The sequence below is a fragment of the Flavobacterium sp. LK-23 genome, from assembly GCF_058135255.1.
The window spans coordinates 26,663-53,516 of the sequence record NZ_JBYUVT010000005.1 but is presented as its reverse complement, the minus strand read 5'-3'; the positions used below and the strand labels follow the sequence as shown (position 1 = coordinate 53,516).

The 26,854-nt window shown below is 34.5% G+C and carries 22 protein-coding genes and 2 tRNA genes; 20 read left to right on the top strand and 4 right to left on the bottom strand.

The features are described from left to right. Positions 1 to 57 precede the first annotated feature (57 nt). The 18 genes from AC3Y25_RS09535 to AC3Y25_RS09450 all read left to right on the top strand — a co-directional run bounded on the left by AC3Y25_RS09535 (position 58) and on the right by AC3Y25_RS09450 (position 17,933). Positions 58 to 1,266, top strand: coding sequence for an anhydro-N-acetylmuramic acid kinase (locus AC3Y25_RS09535; RefSeq protein WP_489902581.1), 1,209 nt, complete (start codon positions 58 to 60; stop codon positions 1,264 to 1,266). Between the two features lie 243 nt (positions 1,267 to 1,509). Then, positions 1,510 to 3,081 (top strand): glycoside hydrolase family 10-like protein, encoded by a 1,572-nt coding sequence (locus tag AC3Y25_RS09530; RefSeq protein ID WP_489902580.1) that lies wholly within the window; start codon positions 1,510 to 1,512, stop codon positions 3,079 to 3,081. Beyond that, a complete protein-coding gene (locus AC3Y25_RS09525) occupies positions 3,068 to 4,339 on the top strand; it encodes an MFS transporter (RefSeq protein WP_379797310.1) in 1,272 nt (423 codons plus the stop codon). The genes AC3Y25_RS09530 and AC3Y25_RS09525 overlap by 14 nt, the downstream gene beginning before the upstream one ends. Positions 4,340 to 4,360: 21 nt before the next feature. Further along, on the top strand, positions 4,361 to 4,702 hold the full coding sequence (locus AC3Y25_RS09520; protein WP_379797308.1) for a hypothetical protein: 342 nt from the start codon (positions 4,361 to 4,363) through the stop codon (positions 4,700 to 4,702). Positions 4,703 to 4,891: 189 nt separating this feature from the next. Next, a complete protein-coding gene (locus AC3Y25_RS09515; protein WP_489902579.1) occupies positions 4,892 to 5,341 on the top strand; it encodes a GNAT family N-acetyltransferase in 450 nt (149 codons plus the stop codon). A 2-nt stretch (positions 5,342 to 5,343) separates the two neighbouring features. Further along, entirely contained in the window at positions 5,344 to 6,957 is a 1,614-nt protein-coding gene (locus tag AC3Y25_RS09510) for a glycoside hydrolase family 3 protein (protein ID WP_489902578.1), read from the top strand. A gap of 123 nt (positions 6,958 to 7,080) precedes the next feature. Next, positions 7,081 to 7,719: a peroxiredoxin gene (locus AC3Y25_RS09505; RefSeq protein ID WP_012024184.1), complete on the top strand. Its 639-nt coding sequence runs from the start codon at positions 7,081 to 7,083 to the stop codon at positions 7,717 to 7,719. A 223-nt stretch (positions 7,720 to 7,942) separates the two neighbouring features. Further along, positions 7,943 to 8,251 carry a thioredoxin family protein gene (locus tag AC3Y25_RS09500; RefSeq protein ID WP_007805605.1) on the top strand — a complete coding sequence of 103 codons (309 nt, stop codon included), beginning with the start codon at positions 7,943 to 7,945 and terminating at the stop codon, positions 8,249 to 8,251. A gap of 108 nt (positions 8,252 to 8,359) precedes the next feature. Continuing rightward, positions 8,360 to 8,617, top strand: coding sequence for a DUF6952 family protein (locus AC3Y25_RS09495; RefSeq protein WP_008462029.1), 258 nt, complete (start codon positions 8,360 to 8,362; stop codon positions 8,615 to 8,617). Between the two features lie 748 nt (positions 8,618 to 9,365). Then, on the top strand, positions 9,366 to 9,863 hold the full coding sequence (tpx, locus tag AC3Y25_RS09490; protein WP_095931755.1) for a thiol peroxidase: 498 nt from the start codon (positions 9,366 to 9,368) through the stop codon (positions 9,861 to 9,863). Positions 9,864 to 9,876: 13 nt separating this feature from the next. After that, positions 9,877 to 10,251 carry a diacylglycerol kinase family protein gene (locus AC3Y25_RS09485; RefSeq protein ID WP_095931756.1) on the top strand — a complete coding sequence of 125 codons (375 nt, stop codon included), beginning with the start codon at positions 9,877 to 9,879 and terminating at the stop codon, positions 10,249 to 10,251. 18 nt (positions 10,252 to 10,269) lie between these two features. Continuing rightward, positions 10,270 to 12,723 (top strand): DNA translocase FtsK, encoded by a 2,454-nt coding sequence (locus AC3Y25_RS09480; protein WP_489902577.1) that lies wholly within the window; start codon positions 10,270 to 10,272, stop codon positions 12,721 to 12,723. Between the two features lie 73 nt (positions 12,724 to 12,796). Further along, complete coding sequence (gene lolA1, locus AC3Y25_RS09475; protein WP_465254288.1) at positions 12,797 to 13,423, top strand: outer membrane lipoprotein periplasmic chaperone LolA1; 627 nt, start codon at positions 12,797 to 12,799, stop codon at positions 13,421 to 13,423. Positions 13,424 to 13,431: 8 nt separating this feature from the next. Continuing rightward, entirely contained in the window at positions 13,432 to 14,886 is a 1,455-nt protein-coding gene (locus tag AC3Y25_RS09470; protein WP_250835139.1) for an LptF/LptG family permease, read from the top strand. A 2-nt stretch (positions 14,887 to 14,888) separates the two neighbouring features. Next, positions 14,889 to 16,022 (top strand): 3,4-dihydroxy-2-butanone-4-phosphate synthase, encoded by a 1,134-nt coding sequence (gene ribB, locus AC3Y25_RS09465; RefSeq protein ID WP_160783599.1) that lies wholly within the window; start codon positions 14,889 to 14,891, stop codon positions 16,020 to 16,022. 1 nt (position 16,023) lies between these two features. Then, positions 16,024 to 16,422: an acyl-CoA thioesterase gene (locus AC3Y25_RS09460; protein WP_125721663.1), complete on the top strand. Its 399-nt coding sequence runs from the start codon at positions 16,024 to 16,026 to the stop codon at positions 16,420 to 16,422. 151 nt (positions 16,423 to 16,573) lie between these two features. After that, positions 16,574 to 16,658, top strand: a tRNA-Ser gene (locus tag AC3Y25_RS09455). A gap of 207 nt (positions 16,659 to 16,865) precedes the next feature. Further along, positions 16,866 to 17,933, top strand: coding sequence for a DUF4291 family protein (locus AC3Y25_RS09450; RefSeq protein ID WP_489902576.1), 1,068 nt, complete (start codon positions 16,866 to 16,868; stop codon positions 17,931 to 17,933). A gap of 28 nt (positions 17,934 to 17,961) precedes the next feature. On the opposite strand, the gene AC3Y25_RS09445 is transcribed toward AC3Y25_RS09450, so the two are convergent. Then, on the bottom strand, positions 17,962 to 18,159 hold the full coding sequence (locus tag AC3Y25_RS09445) for a YqaE/Pmp3 family membrane protein (RefSeq protein ID WP_489902793.1): 198 nt from the start codon (positions 18,157 to 18,159) through the stop codon (positions 17,962 to 17,964). Between the two features lie 285 nt (positions 18,160 to 18,444). On the opposite strand from AC3Y25_RS09445, the gene AC3Y25_RS09440 reads away from it, so the two are divergent. After that, a tRNA-Ser gene (locus AC3Y25_RS09440) sits at positions 18,445 to 18,532 on the top strand. Positions 18,533 to 19,166: 634 nt separating this feature from the next. Next, complete coding sequence (locus tag AC3Y25_RS09435; protein ID WP_489902575.1) at positions 19,167 to 21,656, top strand: hypothetical protein; 2,490 nt, start codon at positions 19,167 to 19,169, stop codon at positions 21,654 to 21,656. Positions 21,657 to 22,033: 377 nt separating this feature from the next. Here AC3Y25_RS09435 and AC3Y25_RS09430 read toward each other — a convergent pair whose 3' ends face one another. From AC3Y25_RS09430 to AC3Y25_RS09420, 3 genes are read right to left on the bottom strand one after another with little or no spacing between them, the layout of a single operon-like run. After that, complete coding sequence (locus tag AC3Y25_RS09430) at positions 22,034 to 22,933, bottom strand: ROK family protein (protein WP_489902574.1); 900 nt, start codon at positions 22,931 to 22,933, stop codon at positions 22,034 to 22,036. A 22-nt stretch (positions 22,934 to 22,955) separates the two neighbouring features. Beyond that, positions 22,956 to 24,419: a glycoside hydrolase family 125 protein gene (locus tag AC3Y25_RS09425; protein ID WP_489902573.1), complete on the bottom strand. Its 1,464-nt coding sequence runs from the start codon at positions 24,417 to 24,419 to the stop codon at positions 22,956 to 22,958. A gap of 6 nt (positions 24,420 to 24,425) precedes the next feature. Further along, entirely contained in the window at positions 24,426 to 26,705 is a 2,280-nt protein-coding gene (locus AC3Y25_RS09420; RefSeq protein ID WP_489902572.1) for a GH92 family glycosyl hydrolase, read from the bottom strand. Between the last annotated feature and the right edge of the window lie 149 nt (positions 26,706 to 26,854).

Genomic DNA, 26,854 nt, shown 5'->3' with positions numbered 1-26,854 from the left:
GAAATAATCCCATTTTAGCGTTATCAATAAACTGACTACTATAAAACCTCATTTTAAATGAATAAAAACATAACCGCACTCTATACTATAGCTCAAAAAGAAACCCGAAAAATATTGGGTTTAATGTCTGGAACTTCTCTCGACGGACTTGATATTGCTTTGTGCGCTATTTCGGGTTCTGGCGAAAATACGAATGTGAAAATCCTAGAATTTGAAACGATTTCTTATTCTGAAGACATTAAAAACGAGATTAGAAAAGTATTTGCACAGAAAACTATCGATTTTCAGCATTTGGCTTTATTAAACGAATGGATTGGAATATTGCACAGCGGCATGATTAACAATTGTCTTTCAAAATGGAATATTTCGTCAAGCGAAGTAGATTTAATTGCTTCTCACGGGCAAACCGTTTTACACGCTCCGAAGTTTTTGCATCAGCAGGAAAAATTTCCAAACGCAACTTTGCAAATTGGAGACGGAGATCATATTGCGGTAAAAACGGGAATTATCACACTTTCAGATTTCAGACAAAAACACGTGGCGGCGGGTGGTGAAGGCGCTCCCTTGGCTGTTTATGGCGATTACTTATTATTCGGAAAAAAAGGCGAAAACCGAATTATGCTCAACATGGGCGGAATCGGGAATTATACTTATCTCCCAGCCTCTCTGAACGCCGAGGAAGTTTTTGTAACCGATACTGGAACCGCAAATACGTTAATCGACATTTTTACCAAACATTATTTCCCTGAAAAAAGCTACGATAAAGATGCCGAAATTGCACAACAAGGAACTGTAAATCAAGAACTTTTAAACGAACTTAAAAAAGATGATTTCTTCCAAAAAAGTTTTCCAAAATCAATTGGTCAAGAGCTGTTTAATTTAGATTTTGTGCAGTCGGCTTTGGTAAAATGTAGCTTAGAAAATATTTCGGCATCAGATTTGCTAGCGACTTTAACGCGTTTAAGCGCTGAAACTATTGCAGAAGCAATTTTTTTCAACATAAAAAACACTCCTGTTCCAGCAGAAGATTTTCATATTTATATGTCTGGAGGCGGAACGAATAATCCGTTATTGGTAAAATGGCTAAAGGAATTATTGCCTTGCCAGTTTCACACCAGCGACGATTTGGGCATTTTAAGTGATGCCAAAGAAGCGGTTTTATTTGCGCTTTTGGCCAACGAAACCGTTTCTGGAGGAGATTACAATTTTGGAAACAGCAAAGGAATTCCATCGGTAACAATGGGGAAAATTTCGTTTCCTGATTAAGATTACAGCCACGAATTCACAAATTAGCGCTAATCTATGCGAAATAAGCGCGATTAATTACACGGAATATGCCGATTGGATTATCTTCAATCATTAAAAAAATAATTCGTGAATTTGTGGCGGAAAATACACAATCCTAAAAAAAACAATTCGTGGCGGAAAAACACACAATCATTAAAAAAAATAATTCGTGAATTCGTGGCGGAAAAAAACTATTTTTGATTCCTGTTAAAAAACATTGAAATGCATAAAAATCAGCACTTAATATTCTTTCTTTTAATTTCATTTTTCATTACTTCGATTTCTAATGCACAGGAAAAAAACATGCATCCTAAAAACGAATTCAGAGGTGTCTGGATTGCAACGGTTGTAAACATTGACTGGCCGAAAACAAGTACAGATAATGTAGAAAAAGAAAAAGCTGATTACCTTGAAATTTTAGAGGCTTATAAAAAACTGAATTACAACGCTGTAATTGTTCAGGTTAGAAGTGTTGGAGACGCTATTTATCCCTCAGAATTTGCGCCTTGGTCTCGATTTTTGACTGGGAAAGAAGGTTTGGCTCCAAACCCTTATTACGATACATTGGCGTGGATGATTGAACAGGCGCATAACAGAGGTTTTGAATTTCATGCGTGGCTGAATCCGTATCGTGCGACTTTCGATTTGAATAAAAATCTTTTAAGTCCAAACCACGATCTTTTTAAACATCCAGAATGGATGATTGAATACGGTGGAAAATACTATTACGATCCTGCATTGCCAGAAGTACAGGCCCATTTAACCAAAGTGGTTAAAGAAGTCGTTGATAACTATGATATCGATGCAGTTCATTTTGATGATTATTTCTATCCTTATGCTGTTCCAGGAAAAGTGTTTAACGACAATGCTTCTTACCAAAAATATGGCTCAGGTTTAAGCCGTGCTGACTGGCGCCGTGCCAATGTGAGCAACTTTGTACATTCTATTTCAAATACAATTAAAGAAAGTAAACCTTGGGTTCAATTCGGAATTAGTCCGTTTGGAGTTTGGAGAAATAAATCTCAAGATCCAAAAGGTTCTGAAACACAATCTACATCTAACTACGACGATTTGTATGCTGACCCTATGTTATGGATGGATCAAAAATGGATCGATTATATTTTACCTCAATTGTATTGGAGTATGAATAATCCAAGAGCTTCTTATTCTAAATTGGTAAAATGGTGGTCGGAAAACTCCAATAATACCGCTATTTACATCGGTCACGCCACATACAAAATTAGAGCTGACGGCGATAAGAACTGGAATTATATTACCGAAATTCCAACTCAAATTGATTTCTTAAGAACTTTCAAAAATGTATCAGGTAGCGCTTATTTCAGCTCAAAATGGTTCATGGGGAAAAACTTCGATGTGGTTCGCCATTTAGAAGAAAATCAATACAAATATCCTGCACTTCCAGCTGCAGTTCCAAATTTAAGACACGTCATAATCGATACGCCAAAAGTATTAGAATACAGTAAAGACAGCATTAAATATAATTTCACTTTCCAAAGTCCGCTGAATACGAAAGTTCGTTATATGGTAGTTTATGGAGGCGAGCATGTTTCAAAAATTGACATTAATGATGCTACAAAAATCATCGAAAAAGTAACGGTTAAAGAAGTTGACGGAAAAATTACTTTCGCAATAGCGGCCGGAAAACTGAATCTTTACAAAGCTTGCGCTGTAACTTTTATTGATTATTATGCCAACGAAAGTTCTCCAACTGCAATAGATTTAAAAAAGCCTTTAAAAAACTATATACCAGCTCAGCCAAATGAAAACAGATAATAAACCGTGGTTTTGGATTCCGCTTCTTAACTTCGCTTCTGGATTACCGTATGCTATAATTATCTCTGTTTCGGTAATTATGTATAAAAATCTAGGAATTACAAATGAAGATATTGGTGTTTACACCAGTTTACTTTATCTGCCTTGGGTTATTAAACCGCTTTGGAGTCCGCTTATCGAATTAATCGGAACCAAAAGAAAATGGTTTCTGCTGATGCAATTAATAATTTCGATTGCCTTTCTGCTGGTTGGTTTCACCATTCCGCTCAACGGATTCTTTATCATGACACTTTCCATATTCTGGGTTGCGGCTTTTGCATCGGCTTCTAATGATATTGCCAGCGATGGTTTTTATTTATTGGTTTTACCAGAAGACAAGCAATCTTTCTTTATTGGTATTAGAAGTACTTTTTACAGACTTTCAATGCTGGCAGGAAACGGATTAGTAGTGCTTTTTGCAGGTTATTTAGAACATAAATTTGGAGATAATACAAAGGCGTGGTCTTATACCATGATTTGTGTTGGTTTATTAATGGCTTTCATTACCGTTTATAATTTCATTTTCACACCAAAAAATGAAGTTAATGCAGTAAAAAATCACAAAGAAATACCAAATCAAAGTTTCGGAACCATATTTGTCAGCTTCTTCAAGAAAAAACAAATCGGGTTAATTCTAACTTTTATCTTGGTTTTCAGATTAGGAGAATCTCAATTGCTTAAAATGCTAAGTCCGTTTTTACTGGATCCAAAAGAATTAGGCGGAATGGGATTAGACACCGAAGCGGTTGGAATTATTTACGGAACTTGCGGAGTTGCAGCCTTAACTATCGGCGGAATTTTAGGCGGAATTGCAATCTCAAAACAAGGATTGACCAAATGGATGTTTCCTATGTTTTTGGCCATGCACCTTCCAATTTTAGGATTTATATTATTGGCTTTCTTTCATCCTACATCAATTTATTACATTTATGCCGTTGTAATTGTAGAGCAATTCGGTTACGGTTTTGGCTTTACCGCCTTCATGATGTATTTAATTCATGTTGCCGAAGGAGAATCAAAAACAGCACATTATGCACTGGCAACTGGTTTTATGGCATTAGGAATGATGCTTCCAGGAATGTTAAGCGGTTATATTCAGAAATTTTTAGGCTATCAAAACTTCTTTATTTGGGTTCTAATAGCTACAATTCCAGGTCTTATTTTATCACGTTTTTTAACTTTCCCAAAAGATTTTGGGAAGAAATCAGAAGAAGTTTAACCCCCAAATCAAACTTTACCTATGGAAATCAATGAGAATTTGCAGAACGAACGCAATCTGAAAGGAACTGAGTTCGAGAAAAATGGAAATCTAGAAAAAGCGATTGAGTTGTATGAAGAAAATGTTGCAGAAGGCTTTAAAGGAAATCACCCTTATGATCGATTGGCAACGATCTACAAAAACGAAAACGATCTGGAAAATGAAATCCGCGTTTTAGAAAAAGCAATTGTGGTTTACGAAATAATCACCATTGAAGACCGATTAGAAGGACTACCAAAGCTTTTCCGTTTTAAAAACAGACTGGAAAAAGCTCTTGAAACCAAAAAACAATTGGCTAAACAAAAGAAGGCAAAGTTGAAATAATTTTTACCATTAAGACATTAAGTAATTTAAGCCAAGCTTTATGAACTTTCTTATTGAAAAGAAGAGAATAAAGTAAAACTAAGGCGCTAAGCTTAATTTTTTCACCTCGAATAGATTAAGCGATTTAAGCCATAGCTTTATGAACTTAATGCCTTAATGGTAAAAACAAGATAACTAAATTTATTTGACATGGTTACTTTAAAACGTACGAATTCAGACGATATCGATTTTATAAATCTGGTCGCTTTATTAGATCAAGATTTGGCGATTAGAGACGGTGAAGATCATGCGTTTTACAATCAGTTTAACAAAACGGATAAGATAAAACATGTGCTCGTGTATTATGATAACGGAATTCCTGTTGGCTGTGGCGCTTTTCGCGAAAAGGAACCAGAAACAACAGAAATCAAACGAATGTATGTTCATCCTGATCACAGAAAAAAAGGTATTGCATCGGCAGTTTTAGCAGCATTAGAAATCTGGGCAAAAGAAGTTGGTTATACTTATACCATTCTCGAAACTGGAAAAAATCAGCCCGAAGCCATCAACTTATATCAAAAATTAAATTACACCATAATTCCCAATTATCCACCTTACGAGAAAATGGATAATAGTGTTTGCATGAAAAAGACTTTATAACAATGAAAATCACAGCAGAAGCATTACGACAAAAAATAGGACAATTTTTCTTTCCAGCAGTATTCATCAACGATACCGAAGAAAATATTCAGGAAACGGAACGTTTAATTGCAACACATAATATAGGAGGATTGACCTTTTTTCATAGTCGTGCGAGTGCTGCAACGAATTACGAAAGCAAGAAAAAAGTGGTTTTCAACGATGACAGTTACGAAAAAATCAAAGTACTTATTGCTCGTTATCAAAAAGCAGCTTCTACTCCACTTTTAATCAGTATTGATGCAGAATGGGGTTTAGCAATGCGTATCGAAAAAACACCTCAATATCCGTACGCCATTACGCTTGGCGCTTTACCAGAAAATAAATCAAGTTTAATTTACGAAGTTGGAAAACAAATTGGTTTAGATTTAAAAGCAGCTGGAATTCAGTATAATTTATCGCCTTTGGCAGACATCAACAATAACCCAAACAATCCTGTAATTGGTTATCGTTCTTTTGGTGAAAACAAAGAAAAAGTAGCCGATTTTTCGATTGAATATTTAAAAGGAATGTCGGAAGTTGGTGTTTTAGGCTGTCTGAAACACTTTCCTGGACACGGAAATACCAATGTCGATTCGCATTTAGGCTTGCCGGTTTTAAAGGAAACGCTGGAAGAATTAATGGAAAACGAATTATATCCGTTCATTAAAGGAATTGAAAATAATGTTGATTCGATTATGATTGGACATTTGGCGGTTCCGAGTTTAAATGACGGAAAAGATACTTCTGCAACTTTATCAAAAGGCGTTATTCAAGACCTCTTGCGTGATCAATTAGGTTACGATGGCTTGGTAATTTCTGATGCTTTAAATATGCACAGCGTTTCTAAATTGTACGAAACAAAAGGCCAATTAGAATGGGAAGCTTTCAATGCTGGAAATGATGTTTTATGTTTCGCAGAAAATGTTCCCGAAGGAATTGAAGCGATTTATAAAAATGCTTCTCCAGACCGTATTTTCGAAAGTTATAATAGAATCATGAAAGCAAAAGAAAAAGCAGGAATCCTTTCTGGAAATACTGCAATTTCAGGCCAATTAAACTTCGAAAAAACATCTCAATTAAATCTTGAAATCGCTCAAAATGCAATTACAAAAATAATTGATAATGGCACTTCAGATTTAGCGTTTGAAGCGCAGAAAAACAACAAATTAGCCAAACTGAGCTTATATAAAAATACCGAAAATACATTCTTCAAAACTTTAAATACAAAATTACCTTCACCAGAATTTGCTTTTGAAAGCTTAGAAACTTCAGACATCAATTTGATCAAAAGTGAGTTAAAGAAATTCGACACGATCATTATTTCCTTATTTGTTCCAAAAGCAAAACCATTAAATAATTTCGAAGTAAACAATGAAGTTTTAGAACTACTTTCGGATTTGCTGCAAACCAAAAAATGCATTGTTTACGTTTTTGGAAACCCGTACGTTTTACCACTTATTCCGAATCTAAAAAAGGCTTCGGGATTAATTCAGGCGTATCAAGATTTTGAAGAATTTCAAAAAACAGCAGGAATTCAATTTTTAGAAAAAAATAGTTTCAATGGCATTTTACCAGTAAATATTGATATTCAATAACTTAAAATAACTAATAGTCAAAATTTATCAACTTATAAATTTTTATAATCACATCTTATTGTAAGAACCTGTACTTATGCCCTATTTTTGCAGCAAATAAATATTAAACGTAAAACGAAAATTATGTCTTTAGTAGGAAAAAAATTCCCAAGTATTGCAGTAGATGCTATCTCAGAAATGGGTGACAATTTAAAAATCAACATTTTTGAAGAAGCAGTAAACAACAATAAAAAAGTACTTTTATTTTGGTACCCAAAAGATTTTACTTTTGTATGTCCAACTGAATTACACGCCTTTCAAGCTGCATTACCAGAATTCGAAAAAAGAAATACTATCGTAATTGGTGCTTCTTGCGACACAAACGAAGTTCACTTTGCTTGGTTAAATACTCCAAAAAACAATGGTGGAATCGAAGGTGTTACTTACCCAATCTTAGCTGATACAAACCGTAATTTAGCTAACATTTTAGGTATTCTTGATATCGAATCTACAAGCTATAGCGAAGATACAGATTCAGTTATCATCGAAGGTTCAAACGTAACTTACAGAGCTACTTACCTTATTGACGAAACAGGAAAAATCTTCCACGAAAGCGTAAACGATATGCCATTAGGACGTAACGTAAACGAATACTTAAGAATGGTTGACGCTTACACTCACATCCAAACTAAAGGTGAAGTTTGTCCTGCAAACTGGGAAGCTGGTAAAGAAGCTATGTCTGCAGACAGAATCAGTACAGCTGAATACTTAAGCGCTAACTAAGCTGCTAAGATACTAAGGTTCTAAGTTGCTAAGTTTTTTAACTTAACTTTTGAATCTTAAATACAATCTACAATAAAAGTCAAGAGATTCTAAGATCAAACTTAAATCTTAGAATCTCAACGACTTAAAAATCTATCAAATAAATCCACACAAAGTTATTTGGTTCGAGAGCAAACTTAGCATCTTAGAACCTTAGCAACTTAGTGTCTTAAAAATAAAACTTATGTTAATCGACTTAAACGAAGATACGTTAGCAGATTTAGTTGCTAAAAACGAAAAAGTAGTAGTGCAATATTCAGCTTCATGGTGTGGAAATTGCCGTATTATGAAACCAAAATTCAAAAAACTAGCGACAGAAAATGAAGCTATTACTTTTGTTTTGGTTGATGCAGAAAACTCTCCTGAATCAAGAAAATTAGCTAATGTGAGCAACTTGCCAACATTTGCAACTTTCGTAAACGGACAATTAGTTGGCGAAACGCAAACCAACAAACAAGAAGTTTTAATTGACTTGGTAAACGCAATTGCTTAATTTTAGATCGTTAGACTTACTTAGATTTTAAGACAACTTAGATGTTGTAAAAAATTATAGAAAGTCTAAGAAGTCTAAGCAAGTCTAAAAATCTAAGAAATCTAAACTATGAAATTACCAGTAATTAAACATTTAACGCAATTCATCGAAGAAAACGATCAGGATTACATCATTGAAACGATCGAAGTTCTAGAAGCAATGACCGAAATTCCTTCTCTAAAAGATGAAGAATTAGACGTAATCGGTGAATTGATTTCGAATATGTACGGCGCCCTTGAAGTACAAAAATTGGTTGCTCAAGGAACAGATAAAAAAGAAGCCTTAAATACGTTTATGAAACGTGTTTTAGGATCAATCGATAAGTAAATCGGCTTCCTCCCAAAGGATAAATAAAAAAACAAAGCTGAGAAAGCGTTTCTATCTGGAGACGCTTTTTTTAGTTTACAGTGTTCAGGTTTTTAGTATTCAGTCGCAGTATTTAGTCACAATTTCTCGAAATCTTTGTCAGGCTGAGCGAAGTCGAAGCCCACGTAAAGCAAATCGACAAAGATTATCAATTTAAATTGAAGAGTTACTTGTGTGGGCTTCGACTCCGCTCAGCCTGACAAGCGCAAAAAATCTAAAATCTACATTCTAAAATCTAAAATCTAAAATCTAAAATCTAAAATCTAAAATAATCAGGGCGAGACAGTATTTGAAAAAACGGGCAAACATACTTTATCTTTATTCGCCCGCTTTCCCAAATACTGTCGGGCTATCCGCGCTACTTCGGTAGCTTGCTCCTATCCCTCTCGCGACTAAACGGTTTCAATAGACACCTAATAATTATTGACCAAAATTGTTAGGCTGATCGAAGTCGAAGCCCGCCCAAAGTGCTTCCCTAAAGATCATTGACTTAGTTTTCGGAGCCGCTTGCGTCGGCTTAGACTTGCCTCAGCCTGACACGCGTAACAAATCTAAAATCTACCCTCTAAAATCTAAAATATTTAAAAAAAATCGTGAATTTGAAGCCACCCAAAAACCTATCTTAATCTCTCCTTAAACCCATAACAAATACTTTTAGATTCAAATATTAATCCTTACTTTTGAGCCTCATTAATTTTAAACAAAAATCATGGCATCTATCACATTAGGAGGAAATCCAGTTCATACATCAGGCGAATTGCCAGCAGTTGGATCACAATTAGCTGACTTCAAATTAGTTCAAAACGATTTATCAGTTGCTACATTAAGCACTTTTGCTGGTAAAAAATTAGTTTTAAATATCTTCCCAAGTGTTGACACAGGAACTTGTGCTGCATCTGTTAGAAAATTCAACCAAAGCGCAAGCGGATTAGAAAACACAACTGTTTTATGTATTTCTAGAGATTTACCTTTTGCTCAAAAACGTTTTTGTGGTGCTGAAGGTTTAGAAAATGTAGTAAACTTATCAGATTTTCAAACTGGTGCTTTTGGAAAAGCAAACGGATTAGAAATCGTTGATGGTCCTTTAGCAGGTTTACACTCAAGAGCAATCATTGTTGTTGATGCTGATGGAAAAATCGTTCACACAGAACAAGTTGCAGAAATTGCAAACGAACCAAATTACGAAGCAGCTTTAGCAGCACTATAATATTTTCCTTTAAATGGAGTTTCAAAAAGATAATACATTTGTTACAGGTAGGTTAAAAAGCATGACTTATGCTTTTAACGGAGCTGTAAAATTGATTAAGACAGAACACAGCATCATGGTACAATTCTCTCTGGGAATTATCATGACAATTGCTGGATTCTATTTTCATATTTCTCAAACCGAATGGCTGTGTCAGACACTGGCCATTGGTTTGGTTTTAAGCATTGAAGGATTAAATACGGCAGTTGAAAAAATTGCCGATTTTATCCATCCTGATTACAGCAAACGAATCGGTTTTATTAAAGATATTGCTGCCGGAGCGGTATTTTTTGCCGCAATGACTGCAATTGCAATAGGCTTGATTATTTATATCCCAAAATTTATTTAGGCAAAGGAAAACGCAAGAATGGCAAAAAATAAAAAAGAAACTGTAGATAAAAAAAACGAAAAACAGGAAGGAGTTAAAAGATCATTTAAGATGTCTAAACAGCAAAGATTTGTTTTAGGCTGTCTTTTGGTTCTTTTTTCTATTGCACTATTGGTCGCATTTATTTCTTTTTATGTAAACGGACAATGGCAAAATGACCAAAGTGTCGTAAATCAGCTCGGTGATCGTGCCGAAGTTGCTGAAAACTGGCTCGGAAAGTTTGGAGCTTATCTTGCCGATTTAATTATCTATAGAGGTTTTGGACTTGCCTCTTTCATTTTTGTACGCTTGTTTTTCCTTACCGGAATGTTTTTAGCATTGGAGCTTTCGACCCAAAAACTAAAAAACACTTGGTTCTGGGACATTTTTGCTATTATCGTTGTTTCTGTACTATTTGGTTTCTTCGCTACTTCTGCACCAGAACTTGGAGGAACAATTGGTTACGAATTAAATTTATTCCTTCAAGATTATATTGGAAAAACAGGTACACTGCTTACACTGCTTTTTGGTTTAATTATCTATTTGATCTTCAAAATCAAATTATCGCCAGAAAAAATCCAATCGTATTTTGATTCTACTAAAAAAGAATTCAAATCAGAATTAGACAAGTTAAAACCAGCTGTAAATCAGCCTGAAAGTGCTTATAATCTGGAAGAATTTGCTATTAAAGAAGAAATTGAAAGCGACCCTGAAATAGATGATATCCACATCAAAACAGTTGACACACAATTTGAACTGAACAAAGAAGCTTTAAAGCCAACTATTTCTCATTCATCAGAAATTGAGCTAAATCCAATTTTAAAGCCAATCGCCCCAAAACAAGAACTACCATTAGTTTCTCCTGATGAAGCCTTTGTAATTGAAAAAGCAGAAGAAGAAGATATTATAGAAGAAAACTTAGCTTCTCGCCTAGTTGCCGATTTCGGATTATTTGACCCAACTCTGGATTTATCCAATTACAAATTCCCAACCATTGATTTATTAAAAGAATATTCGACTGGCGGAATTACAATCAATCAGGAAGAATTAGAAGAAAATAAAAACAGAATTGTAGATACACTTCGTAACTACAAAATTGAAATTGCACAAATCAAAGCAACCGTTGGACCATCGGTTACTTTATATGAAATTGTGCCAGAAGCAGGAATCAGAATTTCTAAAATTAAGAGCTTAGAAGATGATATTGCTTTATCATTATCAGCATTAGGAATTCGTATTATTGCGCCAATTCCAGGAAAAGGTACGATCGGTATTGAGGTTCCGAACAAAAACCCTACTATGGTTTCTATGAAAAGCGTTATTGGAGCTGCAAAATTCCAAGAGGCCGAAATGGAACTGCCAATTGCTTTAGGAAAAACCATCTCAAACGAAACTTTTGTTGTCGATCTTGCCAAAATGCCTCACTTATTGATGGCTGGAGCAACAGGACAAGGAAAATCGGTTGGATTAAATGCGGTTTTAACTTCGCTGTTATACAAAAAACATCCAGCCGAAGTAAAATTTGTTTTGGTCGATCCGAAAAAAGTAGAGCTTACGCTTTTTAACAAAATCGAAAGGCATTATTTAGCTAAACTTCCTGACACTGAAGATGCTATTATTACTGATAACGCAAAAGTTGTCAATACTTTAAACTCACTTTGTACCGAAATGGACAATCGTTATTCTTTATTAAAAGATGCGATGGTTCGTAATATTAAAGAATACAACGATAAATTCAAGTCTAGAAAATTAAATCCAGAAGCTGGTCACCGATTTTTACCCTATATTGTTTTGGTTGTCGATGAGTTCGCCGACTTGATTATGACTGCAGGAAAAGAAGTTGAAGTTCCGATTGCTCGTTTGGCTCAATTAGCCCGTGCCATTGGTATTCACTTAATTATTGCAACACAAAGACCATCGGTAAACGTTATTACCGGTTTAATTAAAGCCAATTTCCCTGCCAGAATCGCATTTAGAGTAACTTCTAAAATTGACTCTAGAACGATTTTAGACACACAAGGAGCCGACCAGTTAATTGGACGAGGAGATTTATTATACACAAACGGAAACGACGTAATTCGTGTGCAATGTGCTTTCATTGACACACCAGAAGTCGAAAAAATTACCGATTTTATTGGCGGACAAAAAGCATATGCCACAGCTTATTTGCTTCCAGAGTTCGTTGGAGAAGAAAGTGGCATTAATCTTGATATAGATATTTCCGAAAGAGATACTTTATTTAGAGAAGCGGCAGAAATTATTGTCAATGCTCAGCAAGGTTCTGCTTCTTTATTGCAACGAAAATTAAAATTAGGATACAACAGAGCTGGTCGTTTGATCGATCAACTTGAGGCAGCAGGAATTGTTGGTCCGTTTGAAGGCAGTAAAGCGCGCAGTGTAAACATCTTAGATTTAAATGCTCTTGATCAATTTTTTAATAATGAACAAAATTAATCCAATCATGAAAGCAAAAATTCAAGAAATCAACAACAATTCTATCACAAACATGACTAAAAAGTGTTTTCAAATGGCCGTTATTTTGCTTTTGAGCTTCACTTCTATTCAGGCTCAAGATAAAAAAGCGAAAGATTTATTGAACGAAGTAACTTCTAAAATAAAAAGCTACGACAATATTGTTATCGATTTTAAATATTCTTTGAATAATGCCAAAGAAAATATCAATCAAGACAGTAAAGGAAACGTAACAATGAAAGGAAATCAATATGTTTTGAATTTTATGGGCGTTACCAAGATTTTTGACGGTCAGAAAACCTACACTATTGTTCCTGAAGACGAAGAAGTTACTATTTCTAAAGTAAACGAGAAAGATGATAATGCTATCACTCCTTCAAAAATGCTTACTTTCTTCAATTCTGGCTACAAATATAACATGGACATTGTTCAGAATGTAAAAGGAAGAAAAATTCAATACATCAAATTAGTTCCTACAAGTGGAAAAGACCAAAGAAAGGAAATTTTGTTAGGTATTGACGTTCAGACAAAACACATCTACAATTTGATTGAAACTGGAAAAAACGGAACAAAAACAACTTTAACCGTTAATTCTTTTAAAACCAATCAGCCATTATCAAAAAATCAATTTACCTTTGTAGCGAGTAAATACCCGAAATACTACATCAATAAATTAGATTAATCAGAAGGTTGAAAATACTAGACAAATACTTATTAAAAACATTCTTATTTACATTTACTACGGTATTTGTAATCTTATTTTTCATATTCATACTTCAAACAGTATGGCTATTTATTTCAGAACTAGCAGGTAAAGATCTCGACTTAACATTGGTCGTGAAATTCCTGCTTTTTTCTATGCCACGAATTATACCGCTGGTTTTACCCTTATCAGTTTTATTAGCCTCTATTATGACTTTCGGAAATCTTGCCGAAAATTATGAGTTTGCAGCCATGAAATCTTCAGGAATCTCACTGCAAAGAGCAATGAGAGTACTGATTATTTTTATTTTCGTTTTAAGTATTGTGGCATTTTGGTTTGCAAACAACGTCATTCCGTATGCCGAATATAAATTTGTCAACTTTAGAAAAAACATCGCACAAGCCAAACCTGCGATGGCTATTGCCGAAGGTCAGTTTAATGATGTCGGCACTTACAACATTAAAGTAAACAAAAAATCTGGCGAAAATGGTAATCATCTAACTGGTGTAACTATTCACGAGAAAGCGAATAATATGGGGGAAAACAAAACCGTAATTAAAGCTAAAACTGGTGAATTAGTCAGTAACGAAAAATCTAGTATTTTAAAGCTAGTTTTAAATGATGGCTATTACTACCAAGATGTTACGCCAAAGAAATATGAAGATCGTGCAAAAATGCCATTTATAAAAGGTAAATTTAAAACACAGATCATCAACATCGATTTATCTGAACTTAACAAAGTTGATGACAGCAAAGAAAGCATTGCAGGAACAAATGCAATGTTGAATGTTAATGAATTGCGCTATACTCTAGACTCCTTGAGTAAAAATTTAGATAACGAAATTGTTTCTTTTTCTGAAAACATTAATCAACGAGTTGGCTTTAAAAAGTTTTTTACAGATTCGCAAAAAAACATCAAGAAGAAACCACTTCCAAATGATCTTTTATCTATTTATTCCAACAAAGAAAAAGTAGATGTTTTAAAAATGGCCGGAAGCAATGTTACGAGCAGCATCTATTCAATCGAAACTACTCAACGAGATTTAAAAGATAAACAACGAGAAATCAACAAGCATTTGACTGCATTGTACGAGAAATTTGTAATTGCCTTTGCTTGTTTCTTAATGTTCTTTATTGGAGCTCCGCTTGGTGCTATTATTAGAAAAGGGGGACTTGGACTTCCTATTGTATTTGCAGTTTTAATCTTTATTACTTTCCATTTTATTAATACTTTCGGAAAAAGAGTATCTCAAGAAGGCGGTATGACTCCATTTTTAGGATCGTGGATGTCCTCTTTTATTTTGTCGCCTCTTGCCATATTATTGACCTATCGTGCAACAAACGATAACGGGTTAATTAATTTTGATGCGATTACAACTCCTATTTCACAACTATTTCAGAAAATCTCTGAGCGGTTTTCACCTGCTCAAAAGCAAAAATAATTATGTCAACAACAAAAATACAACTGAATACCATTGAAGAAGCTATAGAAGATATTCGTCAAGGTAAAGTAATCATTGTAGTCGATGATGAGGATCGCGAAAATGAAGGTGATTTTTTGGCTGCTGCTGAAAAAGTGACTCCAGAAATGATCAACTTTATGGCTACTCACGGACGCGGTTTAATTTGTACACCACTTACAGAAAGCCGATGCAAGGAGCTGGATCTTCGTGCCATGGTGACCAACAATACAGATCACATGGAAACTGCTTTTACGGTTTCTGTAGATTTAAAAGGTCAAGGAGTAACAACTGGAATATCTGCAGCAGATAGATCAAAAACGGTTCAATCTTTAGTTGATCCTAATACAAAACCACACGATTTAGCTCGTCCTGGTCATATTTTTCCTTTAATCGCTAAACAAGGTGGTGTTTTAAGAAGAACTGGACATACTGAGGCAGCAATTGATTTTGCACGTTTGGCAGGATTTAAACCTGCTGGTGTAATCTGCGAAATTTTGAACGAAGACGGAACAATGTCTCGTTTGCCAGAATTGATTAAAGTCGCTAAAAAATTCGATTTAAAATTAGTTTCTATCGAAGATTTAGTCGCTTATAGAATGCAGCACGATAGTTTGATTGTTAAAAAAGAAGATTTCGATATCGAAACTCGTTTTGGAACTTTCCGATTGAGAGCTTACGAACAAACTACCAACAAACAAATCCATATTGCTTTAACTAAAGGAACTTGGAATCTTGGCGAACCCATTTTGACCAGAATTCACTCTTCTCAGGTAAACAACGATTTATTGGGCACATTGACTAATAATGCAGAACAGCAATTAGACGATATGTTTAAAGTAATTAATGAAAACGGAAAAGGCGCCGTTATTTTTATCAATCAAGATATGACCGCTGTTAATCTTTTAAACAGAATTTCTGAGCTTAAATCATTGCAGGCTAACGGAACTTTGAAAGCTCCAAAAGTGATTATTGACAGCAAAGATTACGGAATCGGAGCTCAAATTCTTCATGATATAGATATTTCTAAAATAAGATTGGTTTCGAATACAGAACAAACAAAACGCGTTGGCATGATTGGATACGGGCTTGAAATTACAGAATACGTTAATTATTAATATGGGAACAGTAGAAGAAAGAATTCAAAAATCGGAAACTCGTATTTTTAAAGCCGTTTTCCCTAGTACAACGAATCATTACGACACTTTGTTTGGAGGAACTGCTCTTCATTTAATGGATGAAGTTGCTTTTATCTGCGCGACTCGATTCAGCCGTAAAAAAGTAGTTACGATTTCTACAGGACAAATTGATTTTAAAAAAGCAATTCCTGCAGGTACTTTAATCGAATTAGTAGCAAAAGTAGACAGCGTTGGAAGAACCAGCTGTAAAATTCACGTCGATATTTTCATGGAACAAATGTATTCTGAACTTCGTGAAACGGTAGTTTCAGGAACTTTTTCGTTTGTTGCTGTCGACGAAAACAAAAAACCAACGCCAATTTTAGACGATTTAGATTAATTTCTCAAAAAACATCACTTTCGGAAATACTGATAATTAGACACTTGAAAATTATCTTAAAAAACTTCAAAAAAAAGTCCGAAAAAAGTTTTTATAACCGAAAAACCGTCTTATATTTGCACCCGCAATCAGGCAATGATTGCGACATACTGGAGAAATGGCAGAGCGGTCGAATGCGGCAGTCTTGAAAACTGTTGACTGTAACAGGTCCGGGGGTTCGAATCCCTCTTTCTCCGCAGAACTTTGAAACCCTTAACTTTGTTAAGGGTTTTCTTTTTTACTACAACACCCTCCAACTTTAAATTTCAGTTATATATTCAAGATCTATTCTAAGTGGAACTTCTAAAACCAAACTACTTAGCCAACGCAAATTGTTTATATTAGCTCAAGAAATAAACGAATACCAATCACCGGTTCCCAAAATCCAAATCTTAAATAAACGAATGACCCAAAGAGAAACTGATTTACTTGAAATAAAAAGGCTTTTAACAGAGAAAGACAGCGACGGAGTATATGAAGATGCTCTTTCTTTTATTTACACTTATGAAAAAGATGAAGAAATTCTTTTACTTCTTTGTCAACTGTTCGAATCGGAATGGCATAAAGCTCACGAGGATATGGCTAGCGCTTTTCAATATATTTCAAACCCTATTACAGCAGAAACTTTATTTAAAGTAGCATTCTCAGATTATGAATATATTAGTTGGAATGAGTATTTTCCTTTGCAGAGAAAATGTACTTGGGCGCTCGCAGATATTGGCACCAAAGAGGCTAAAAAGTATTTAGAACAAATAGAACAGCAAGCCAATGAAGTAATAGCTGCATACGCAACCAAAAGACTGGTGCAATGGGATTTTGAATTCAGAAGAAAAGTTCCTGTGTTGGGCGAATCAAAATATAAGGGTTTTGCAATAGCTCTTGAAAATTATTCAGATAGATTAAAAGAGTTGCCTGAAAACGGACAAAACATAATAGGTTATGTAATGAAAAACCTTGACATTCTTGACAATCCTCCATATGATGGCATAGTAAAAGAATTTGTCGTGTTGTATCTGCTTAATACGAAAACTATAGCTATCTCTATTATAGAAAGCCAAGACCTTGGAAAGCCTGATTACAGCGGTTTGAAAGCAAATTCAATACAACTAAGTTTTCTATCCATAATGCATCATTACCAATTGAGCGAAAAAGAAAATCAGGAAAGCGCATTGGCTGTTTGGATAAGAAAAGAAGCTTTTGAAGAGATTTTACAAAAAGTAAAACCAGAATGGAATACTGATTACGATTATTTTGGAAAAGAAATCGAAAGACAAACCATACAGCTGGATTTGACAGAAGAAGATTTTGAAAAACTGGTGAAAGAAAAAATTAAATTTGTATTAGATGCTTCTGATTTCATCAAAGAGCAAAAGCAATATATAGATCAAAATCAGATTGAAAAATTGATGATTCCTAAAGAGAGAATAATTGATTTTGAAAAACCTGGAATTATTGATGAGAAATGGGCATAAATTTCCAGATACTTTGAAAATGAAAAAATCATCTTTTTCGCATGGCTCTTATTAGTTTTTCATTACGTCTGTCGGCTCTTGAATTCTGAAGCGATATGACAGCCCATATAGCAGCAGGTAACCAGCCGATTAAAGTAAACTGTAAAATTAAACAAAGTAAAGATGTTAAAATTTTACCTCTTAAAAGAAAGGAGATACATGGAAAAAATATTGCTATAAGTGTCATCATTTTTATCTGGTTTAAGTTATATGTCGCAAATCTTCTGATTTGTTACTTAAAACCTCATCACAAATTAAAAATTATCTTAAATTGAAATATTTCACAAAGCAAACTAAAATGCCTAAATTTTACTTTTTCTGTTTTTGCCTCACTTTTAAATCTTTAGCTTTCTCAGGGATTTTCTTTTTTATGTGTCGATCATTTTCTTTGTAAATAGTTTCAAAAAAATTTTCACAATTCAAAAAACACCTTATCTTTGCACTCGCAATCAGAAAATGAGAGCAACATACTGGAGAAATGGCAGAGCGGTCGAATGCGGCAGTCTTGAAAACTGTTGACTGTAACAGGTCCGGGGGTTCGAATCCCTCTTTCTCCGCCAGATGAAGTTTCAGAAGAAACTAAAAAAGTAAAAAGCCTTTGAACATTGATGTTTAAAGGCTTTTTTATTAGCTATAAAATCGAACCCCGCTTGAAAAATGGTACCTTATTAAGTACCCATTCTTTTTTAGATGTTTTTCTAAAATCTAGGAAACTGATTAAATATTAAGTTTTGGTTCATTGCTTCTCATTATTTTTTCAATCTTATTGCTGTCATACAAGAAAATATCTTTGAGTGGTTTAAGGTACAATATGATTCTGCCTTTATTTATAATCTCATTTTTTAGACAGTCAAATATCTTTTTTAATCTTCATTTCTTTAGAATAGACCTTAGGACTACCCCCAAAAGACAGACCTACATCTCCAGTTATTCAATCATCTAAATCTTTATCCAATTAAAAATATTTTTAATTGGATAAATCGCTAATACGTTATTAGAATTAGACTATTCACATTAACAAAAGTTTAAATTTTATAATATTATAAAAAATACCACGCCAACTCTAAAAACATTCAAAACATAATTTTTCAAACGTTTAAATAAAAAATACCGTACAAATACCTAATAAAATTCATTAAACAATTGTTAAAATTGTTATCACAATCCGATAATAAACTTTAAAACCAAACTAACATGAATTTTATAAAAAAAACACCGAAGATCATTTTAGTATTACTACTAATTATTAGAGTATCGAACTCTGGCTTTGCACAGGTAAGTCCAACCCTAGGTGTTGGTCTGAGCGAACTGACTATGAAAAAAGGCACCATCGATGTCGAAGTCTTAACGCAGATTATTATTGAAAAACAAAAAGAGCTTAAGAAAGAAGCCTTGAAACGTTTTTTATTTGACAGATTCCCTTCGGGAAATTTCGCAACCAAATACTACATTCAAAATTGTCTTTATACATTGATGAATGAGAAAAATCCTGTGGTAATCAAAAAGGAAATTATGGAATTAACGACTAATTATTCAATTGCCTTGGGACTTGCGGCTGTATATAAAATGGACTCCCCAAAACACTATCTTATCGATGCCGAAATTCGTTTCCTTATTATAGATGTAAATGAAGATATCATCAAACTACAAAACAGCGATCCCAACACTAAAAATCTGGATTATAAATTAATGGTCGATGTTGTCTCGCTGTCTCTCAGCAATTCACAGCAGATGAAGACTAAAGGTTTTTTCAAAAATGCAATCAACTACCAAACCGGAACATATTATGCAAACCTGATTGATACAATTCATGAGAAAGACAGCAATAAAAGAGCTCTCAAAGTAAAACTCCATAAAGACATTACCAAATTATCCACTCGAATAACAAGCCAAATAGAGAATTATGTAAAAAATTATGATGTTATAAAAGAATTTTACTCACGCTATAATTCCGAAAAACCTGAAGGCATAAAAAAGGCTCTACTGGAAGACTACAATAAAGAAATCATGGAATTATACTCCTCATCCGGCATCTCTAATGTATTAACAAGCATCAAGAATAAAGAAGACTTTAGTGCCGCATTTAAGAAATATAACAAGGATATTGAAAATTATAACATAGAAAAAACAAGAATTGAGAATTTAAACAAATCAAAGTCTGCACTGGAAACAATGAAAAAAATAATTCCAGACTATCTAAACAGTAACAAAACCCTTGCAACCTCATCGCAAAAGCTAAAAAATCAGAAAATAGAGGTTACAGCTGACAGTTTGGTGAATCCGAATACAGTCTTAAGAGCTTTACCGCAGGCTGAAAATTCCACGGCAAAAGAAGAAATTATAAAAAATATAAGCCAGTACAACTACGACAAAAGCACAAATTTGACATTGAAAAATAAATTTTTGGAAGCATACAACAATTTATCTATTGCCTATCAGCAGCTTGATTCCAAAATAGTGATAGATACTTTAAAATTAAAAGACAATTTTGACTTTCAATTGAAAATAGACAGTATCTCACAGATTATAAATACTGATTCGAAAATTAAAATGGAAAAAGCAGAGAATGAAATCAACTCCGATATAATTTTCATTACCCAAAGCAAAGGTTTCTTACAAGTTTATTTAAAATACCTTCTTGATAATCTACTAAATAAAAACGACTTAAATCTGGGACTAGACATAAAAAGCGAAAATGGACTGAAAATAACGCAGGAATTCTCCGATACTGTTTCACAGTTTTACATTCAGATCAAAGAACTTGCAGACAAGAATTCGGCAACCATTGCCGATGTATATAATTTGGAAAACAACATAATCCCTCAGCTTCTAAAATTTTCTTTTTATGCTCAAAATCAAGAAGTGAAAGGCACCATTACAAATTTCCGAATTCTAAGCACACTGCTAAAGGCTAAGATCGTATTGGAGGCAAACAAAGATGGAGACTTAAAATACAACGAAAACCTAAACAGCATTCTTACCTTTGTCTCTAACTTGGATAAACTAGATAAAGCCCAGACTTATCAAAGTGTAATTGACTTTATTCAGGAAAACAATGAAAATGTAGCACAATGCCTTCCCGATAATTTTCAGCCAATCTATACCCTTTTTATAAATGGAGTTAAAAAATATACGGTACTTAACACCAATGAGCAATATATAGAAGTTGATGTCATTTCATTTCTGAACGATCTGCAGCAATACTACAACAAGGAAAACAAATCATGGTTCTCTTTATATTTCACACTTGGAATCAGTGAAAATTTCTTTCCCAAAAAAACAATACTTCCTGGGTCAACCGAAAGTATCTCCAGTGTTGGACTGGCATCTGAGAAGATCGGCGTTCAGTTTACCTGCTACACGTTCCAAAAAGAAGAAGGCTTTAAAAATCTGGTGAAAGATAAAGTATATACCAATTACAAAAATCCATTTGTAAACAAAATTTATACAATAGTTTATGCATCCGGTCTTCTGTATTCCTTAGCCAATACTACAACCAACGAAAACTTTGATTTTCCGCACGTTGGCGTAGGAGGCGGACTTCGCTTTTATAATGCCTTGGATTTTAACTTATCCTATGCCCTTCCTTTTATAGATGGACAGAATTTTGGGAAAAACGGTTTTATCAGTGTTGGTCTTGACATACCCCTTGGAGAATATCTAGAAAAGCTGGGCAAAAAATAAAAATGCAAAAAGACTCTACACGATAATAGATTAATGTGAACAGCTTGAGAAATACTATCTCAAGCTATTTATTGAAAATTCAAATATTCCTACATTTACAGAGGTTAATGAAACCAAGGATTTCAAGAGTGCCCTATTGGTGTCCTTCTTTTTTTAAAATAACGTGACTTCCAGTATTCGCTGATGCTTACGATACAGGTTGCGGAGCCTCTTTCTCCACCAGATGAAGTTTCAGAAGAAACTAAAAAGTAAAAGCCTTTGAACATAAATGTTTAAAGGCTTTTTTATTGTGTTTAATTTAAGAATATTATCAGACGACATAACTTGTTTTAAAAAAACAAAAACGGATGAGTCCAATACCTCATCCGTTTTTATTTTTAATCACAAAGGAAACTGACGGCTCCTAATAATGCTGCCACTTCGTTGTCATTTGAAATGGAAACTTGAATTTCAGAACCAGATTCCTGAATTGTTTTGTTAAATGAAGACAAAAACAAATCGCTTGCATTGGCAATTTTTCCACCAATAATAATATGATCTGCTGTAAAGTTGGTAATCCACGGAATTGCAACTGTTGCTAAATCCTCTCCCATTCTTTCAAATACCTGAATAGCCTTCTGATCTCCATTTTTCGCTAAATTATAAAGTTCTAAACCATTATTAAGATCGCTACCGCTTAAAGATTTGTAATGCGATAAAAGACCTCTAACCGAAACATAATCTTCGGCAATTCCATCTTTATAAGACAGATTGTATATTTCACCATCAGTAGGAACAGAATTACCTGAACTAATTGACGTTCCTTTATCAATAAAACAAGCTCCTAATCCAGTTCCTAATGTTACGGCCATTACTTTTTTAGAAAGATTTTCCTGATGTTTAAAAACTTCTCCTTTTCCAAAACAAACAGCGTCATTTTCAAAAAGAACTGGAAAATCTGTAGGAAAATCTAGAGTTTCCAAAAGCAATTCTCGAATGTTTAATCCGTAAAAATGTTCGTATTTCGACTGATCTTTAATCCAGCAAATTCCGTTTTTATAATCAAAAGGTCCAGGCATGCAAATTGCAATTCCTGTAATATCTTTTACATTAGAATTTTCTATTGCGGTGCTGATTACTTTTTTCCAAATGCTCATAACCTGATCTGCTGGCATATTTGAATCAAAAGATTCTTTACAAAGCGAAACGTCAAGAACTTTCATTTCTGCTTTATCAATAACCGCAGCTGTAATATGCGTTCCTCCTATATCCAGCCCAATGGCGTGTGATGTATTCATTTTTAATTATTTAGCTTTAGTACTAGATATTTTTGTCTTTTAAAATTTGAGGATAATGAATACTGGTATGTACAATCATTTCACCAAATAATGTATTTGCCCAAGCAAACCATTTACGTGTAAATTTGGTTACATCGTCTTTATGAAATGATTCGTGCATAAATCCTGTATCGGCGTTTGTTTTAATTAAATTGCTGATACAAGCCTTTATTTCTTTTTCGTCTACACTTGTAATCGCTCTCAAAACAATACTCATAGGCCAGATCGTATCAACTCCCGTGTGCGGACCGCCAATACCTTCGCCTGCTTTTCCTTTATAGAAAAACGGATTATTTTCAGACAGCACCACTTTTCTTGTATTAAGATATAAAGGATCATTTGGAGCAATAGCGCCTAAATATGGTAATGATAATAATGACGGCACATTGGCGTCATCCATCATATGGAAACTGCCGTATCCGTTTACTTCAAAAGCTATAATTTTTCCGAATTTCGGGTGATTGATGATTCCGTGTTCATTAAGTCCATTTTGAACCTCATCTCTCAGTTTTGTGGCTTTCGCAACCAAATCATTGTCTTTTAAAGCTGGAAGAGAGAAAATTTCAATCAGATAGCCCAATATTTCAATAGCGAACATATTACTTGGAATCAGATAACCAAACAAAGTAGAATCGTCACTTGGTCGGAAAGTCGAGACAATTAATCCGCAAGGTTTTACAGGATAGCCATAACCGCCTAACGGAACTCCATCTGTAGCCCAAGCCGTCTGACGCTGAAAACTATATGGCCCGCCTTTGCCGTCCATTCGCTGCTGTTCTTTAAAAGTCTGAAGAATTAAAAGCATGGCTTCTTTCCATTTGGCATCAAATAAACTGATGTCTCCTGTTTCCTTCCAATATCCGTGTGCTAGTCGAACAGGATAACACAAACTGTCAATTTCCCATTTTCTTTCGTGAATTCCGGGCTGCATTTTAGTAAGGTCATTTTTCCATTCGCTTTCCTTCGTAAAATCTTTATAAAAAGCATTCGCATACGGATCCAGCAGAATACATTTCGCTTGACGATTAATTACTCCTTTTACCAGTTCTGCCAGTTTCGGATCTTCTTTTACAAACGGAATATAAGGCCAAATCTGTGCCGTACTGTCTCTAAGCCACATGGCATCAATATCTCCTGTAATTACATACGTATCTGGTTTCCCATCAATAATCTCAAAATCGACTGTGGTATCTAATGTGTTTGGAAAACAGTTTTCGAATATCCATGCTAACTCAGGATTGCCGATTTGTTTTTTAATGCGTACGATAGCGGCTTCAATTGCTTTACTCGTAAATTTTCTTTCGGCAACAGGAGGTCTTTTAGAAACAAAATCTTTTAGCGGAAAGGGAAAAGCATCTGAATTAAATCCGAAAGCTTCTGTTTGAAGTGCCAGTAATCCTGCTGAAAAAATGCCTGCATTTCTTATAAATTTTCTACGTGACTGCATATATTTTTATTTTGAAGTTGAATAAGAATATGGGAATGATTCCTTTGTTGTGCCTCTTTTAAAATTAGGAGAACTTGTCATATCAAAATTTAATTCGCCTCCTTTCAATACATCAAAATGGTTGATGTAATTTTTAGTATGAAGAGCATTATCCCATTTTAATTCGTTTACATATTTGTTAGTTTCTGAATTATTTGGTGCATTGATAATAAGCTGTTTTCCGTTTTCTAACTGTAATGTCGTTTTCTTAAACAAAGGTGCCCCCAAAACATATTCTTCTGTTCCTGGACAAACTGGATAAAATCCCATGGCTGAAAAAATATACCATGCAGAAGTCTGTCCGTTGTCTTCATCTCCGCAATAACCATCTGGAGTTGGTTTGTACAAACGATTCATGACCTCTCTTGACCAATATTGTGTTTTCCAAGGTTCTCCTGCATAATTGTACAGATAAATCATGTGTTGAATTGGCTGGTTTCCGTGCGCATATTGCCCCATATTCATAATCTGCATTTCACGGATTTCGTGAATAACAGCACCATAATAGCTGTCATCAAAAATTGGAGGTGTAGTAAATACAGCGTCTAATTTTGCTGTGAAATTTTTCTCTCCGCCCATCAAATCAATCAGCCCTTGGATGTCGTGAAAAACACTCCAGCTGTAATGCCAACTGTTTCCTTCGGTAAAAGCATCTCCCCATTTAAACGGATTAAAATTGGCTGGAAAACTGCCGTCTTTATTTCGTCCGCTCATTAATCCTATTTCTGGATTGTAAAGTTTTTTGTAATTCAGCATTCGTTTTTCGTACAGACTGATTTCTTTTTTCGGACGATTTAATGCTTTTGCCAATTTCCAAATCGCAAAATCATCGTAAGCATATTCTAGTGTTCGCGCTGCATTTTCATTGATTTTTACATCATACGGAACATATCCTAAAGTGTTGTAGTACTGAACTCCTTTTCTTCCAACAGCATCCATCGGACCTTCATTATTGGCACCATGAAGTAAAGCTTCGTATAAAGTATTGATGTCATAACCGCGTAATCCTTTCATGTAAGCATCAGAAACTACAGAAGCTGAATTATTTCCAACCATTACATTTCTAAAACCTGGACTTGACCATTCTGGCAGAAATCCGCCTTCTTTATAATCATTTATCAATCCTTCCTGCATTTCTTTATTAATAGAAGGATAAACCAAATTTAGCAATGGATATAAAGCACGGAAAGTATCCCAAAATCCTGTTCCTGCGTACATATATCCAGGAAGGGTTTTTCCGTTGTATGGACTGTAGTGCACAATTTTTCCGTCTTTATCAATTTCATATTGTTTTTGAGGAAAACAAACTGTACGATATAAACAAGAATAAAAAGTCCTTAACTGATCTATATTGTTGTCTTCCACAGCAATTTTTCCTAGAACTTTATTCCATTCTGCTTTAGATTGCGCAACTGTTTCTTCAAAAGTTGCTGTGCCTAATTCATTTTTCAGATTCAGCTCTGCTTGTTCTGGACTTATAAAAGAGGATGCCACTCTAACATTTACTTTTTCTCCTTTTTTGGTTTGAAACCCGATAACCGCACCTACATGATTTCCTTCTTCTTCTAATTTATCAGCAGTCAAAACTCTATCAATCCAAGTTGAATTGGTTAAGAACTTTTTGTCAAAAACCAGCACAAAATAGTTCTTGAAATTTTGAGGAACTCCGCCGCTGTTGCGCGTTGTATAACCTATTATTTTATTTTCTGAAGGGATTATTTTGATAAAAGAACCTTTATCAAACGCATCGATTACAATAGAAGATTTTTCATTTTCTGGAAATGTAATCTGAAAATACGCAGCTCTTTCTGTTGTGGTAATTTCGGTTGTCACATCATGATCAGCCAGATAAACGCTGTAATAATACGGTTTTGAAACCTCAGCTTTATGGCTGAACCAGCTCGCGCGCTCGTCTTCGGCGAAAACCAATTTACCAGTAACTGGCATAATCGAAAACTGACCGTAATCGTTCATCCAAGGTGAAGGCTGATGCGTCTGCTTAAACCCTCTGATTTTTTCTGCGGTATAAGTGTATGCCCATCCGTCGCCCATTTTTCCGGTTTGTGGCGTCCAGAAATTCATTCCCCACGGTCTGCAGATTGCGGGATATGTATTTCCGTTGGAAAGATTATGCAAAGACTGTGTTCCCATTAACGGATTTACATATTCTACTGGCTCTTTAACTTGTGCATTTATAGAAATGCAGCAGTGTATTAATCCAAAAAAAATTAAACTTTTTATTTTCATACTATGTGTTGTTATCCTAACAGGTTTTTTAAACCTGTTAGGTATTTTTATTCTTTGTAAAATGCCAATCTCGTTTGCCTAAAGCTTTGTCAAAGTTTTAAACTTTGACAAAGCTGCCGTAAATCTAAACCTTAAATTATACCTAACAG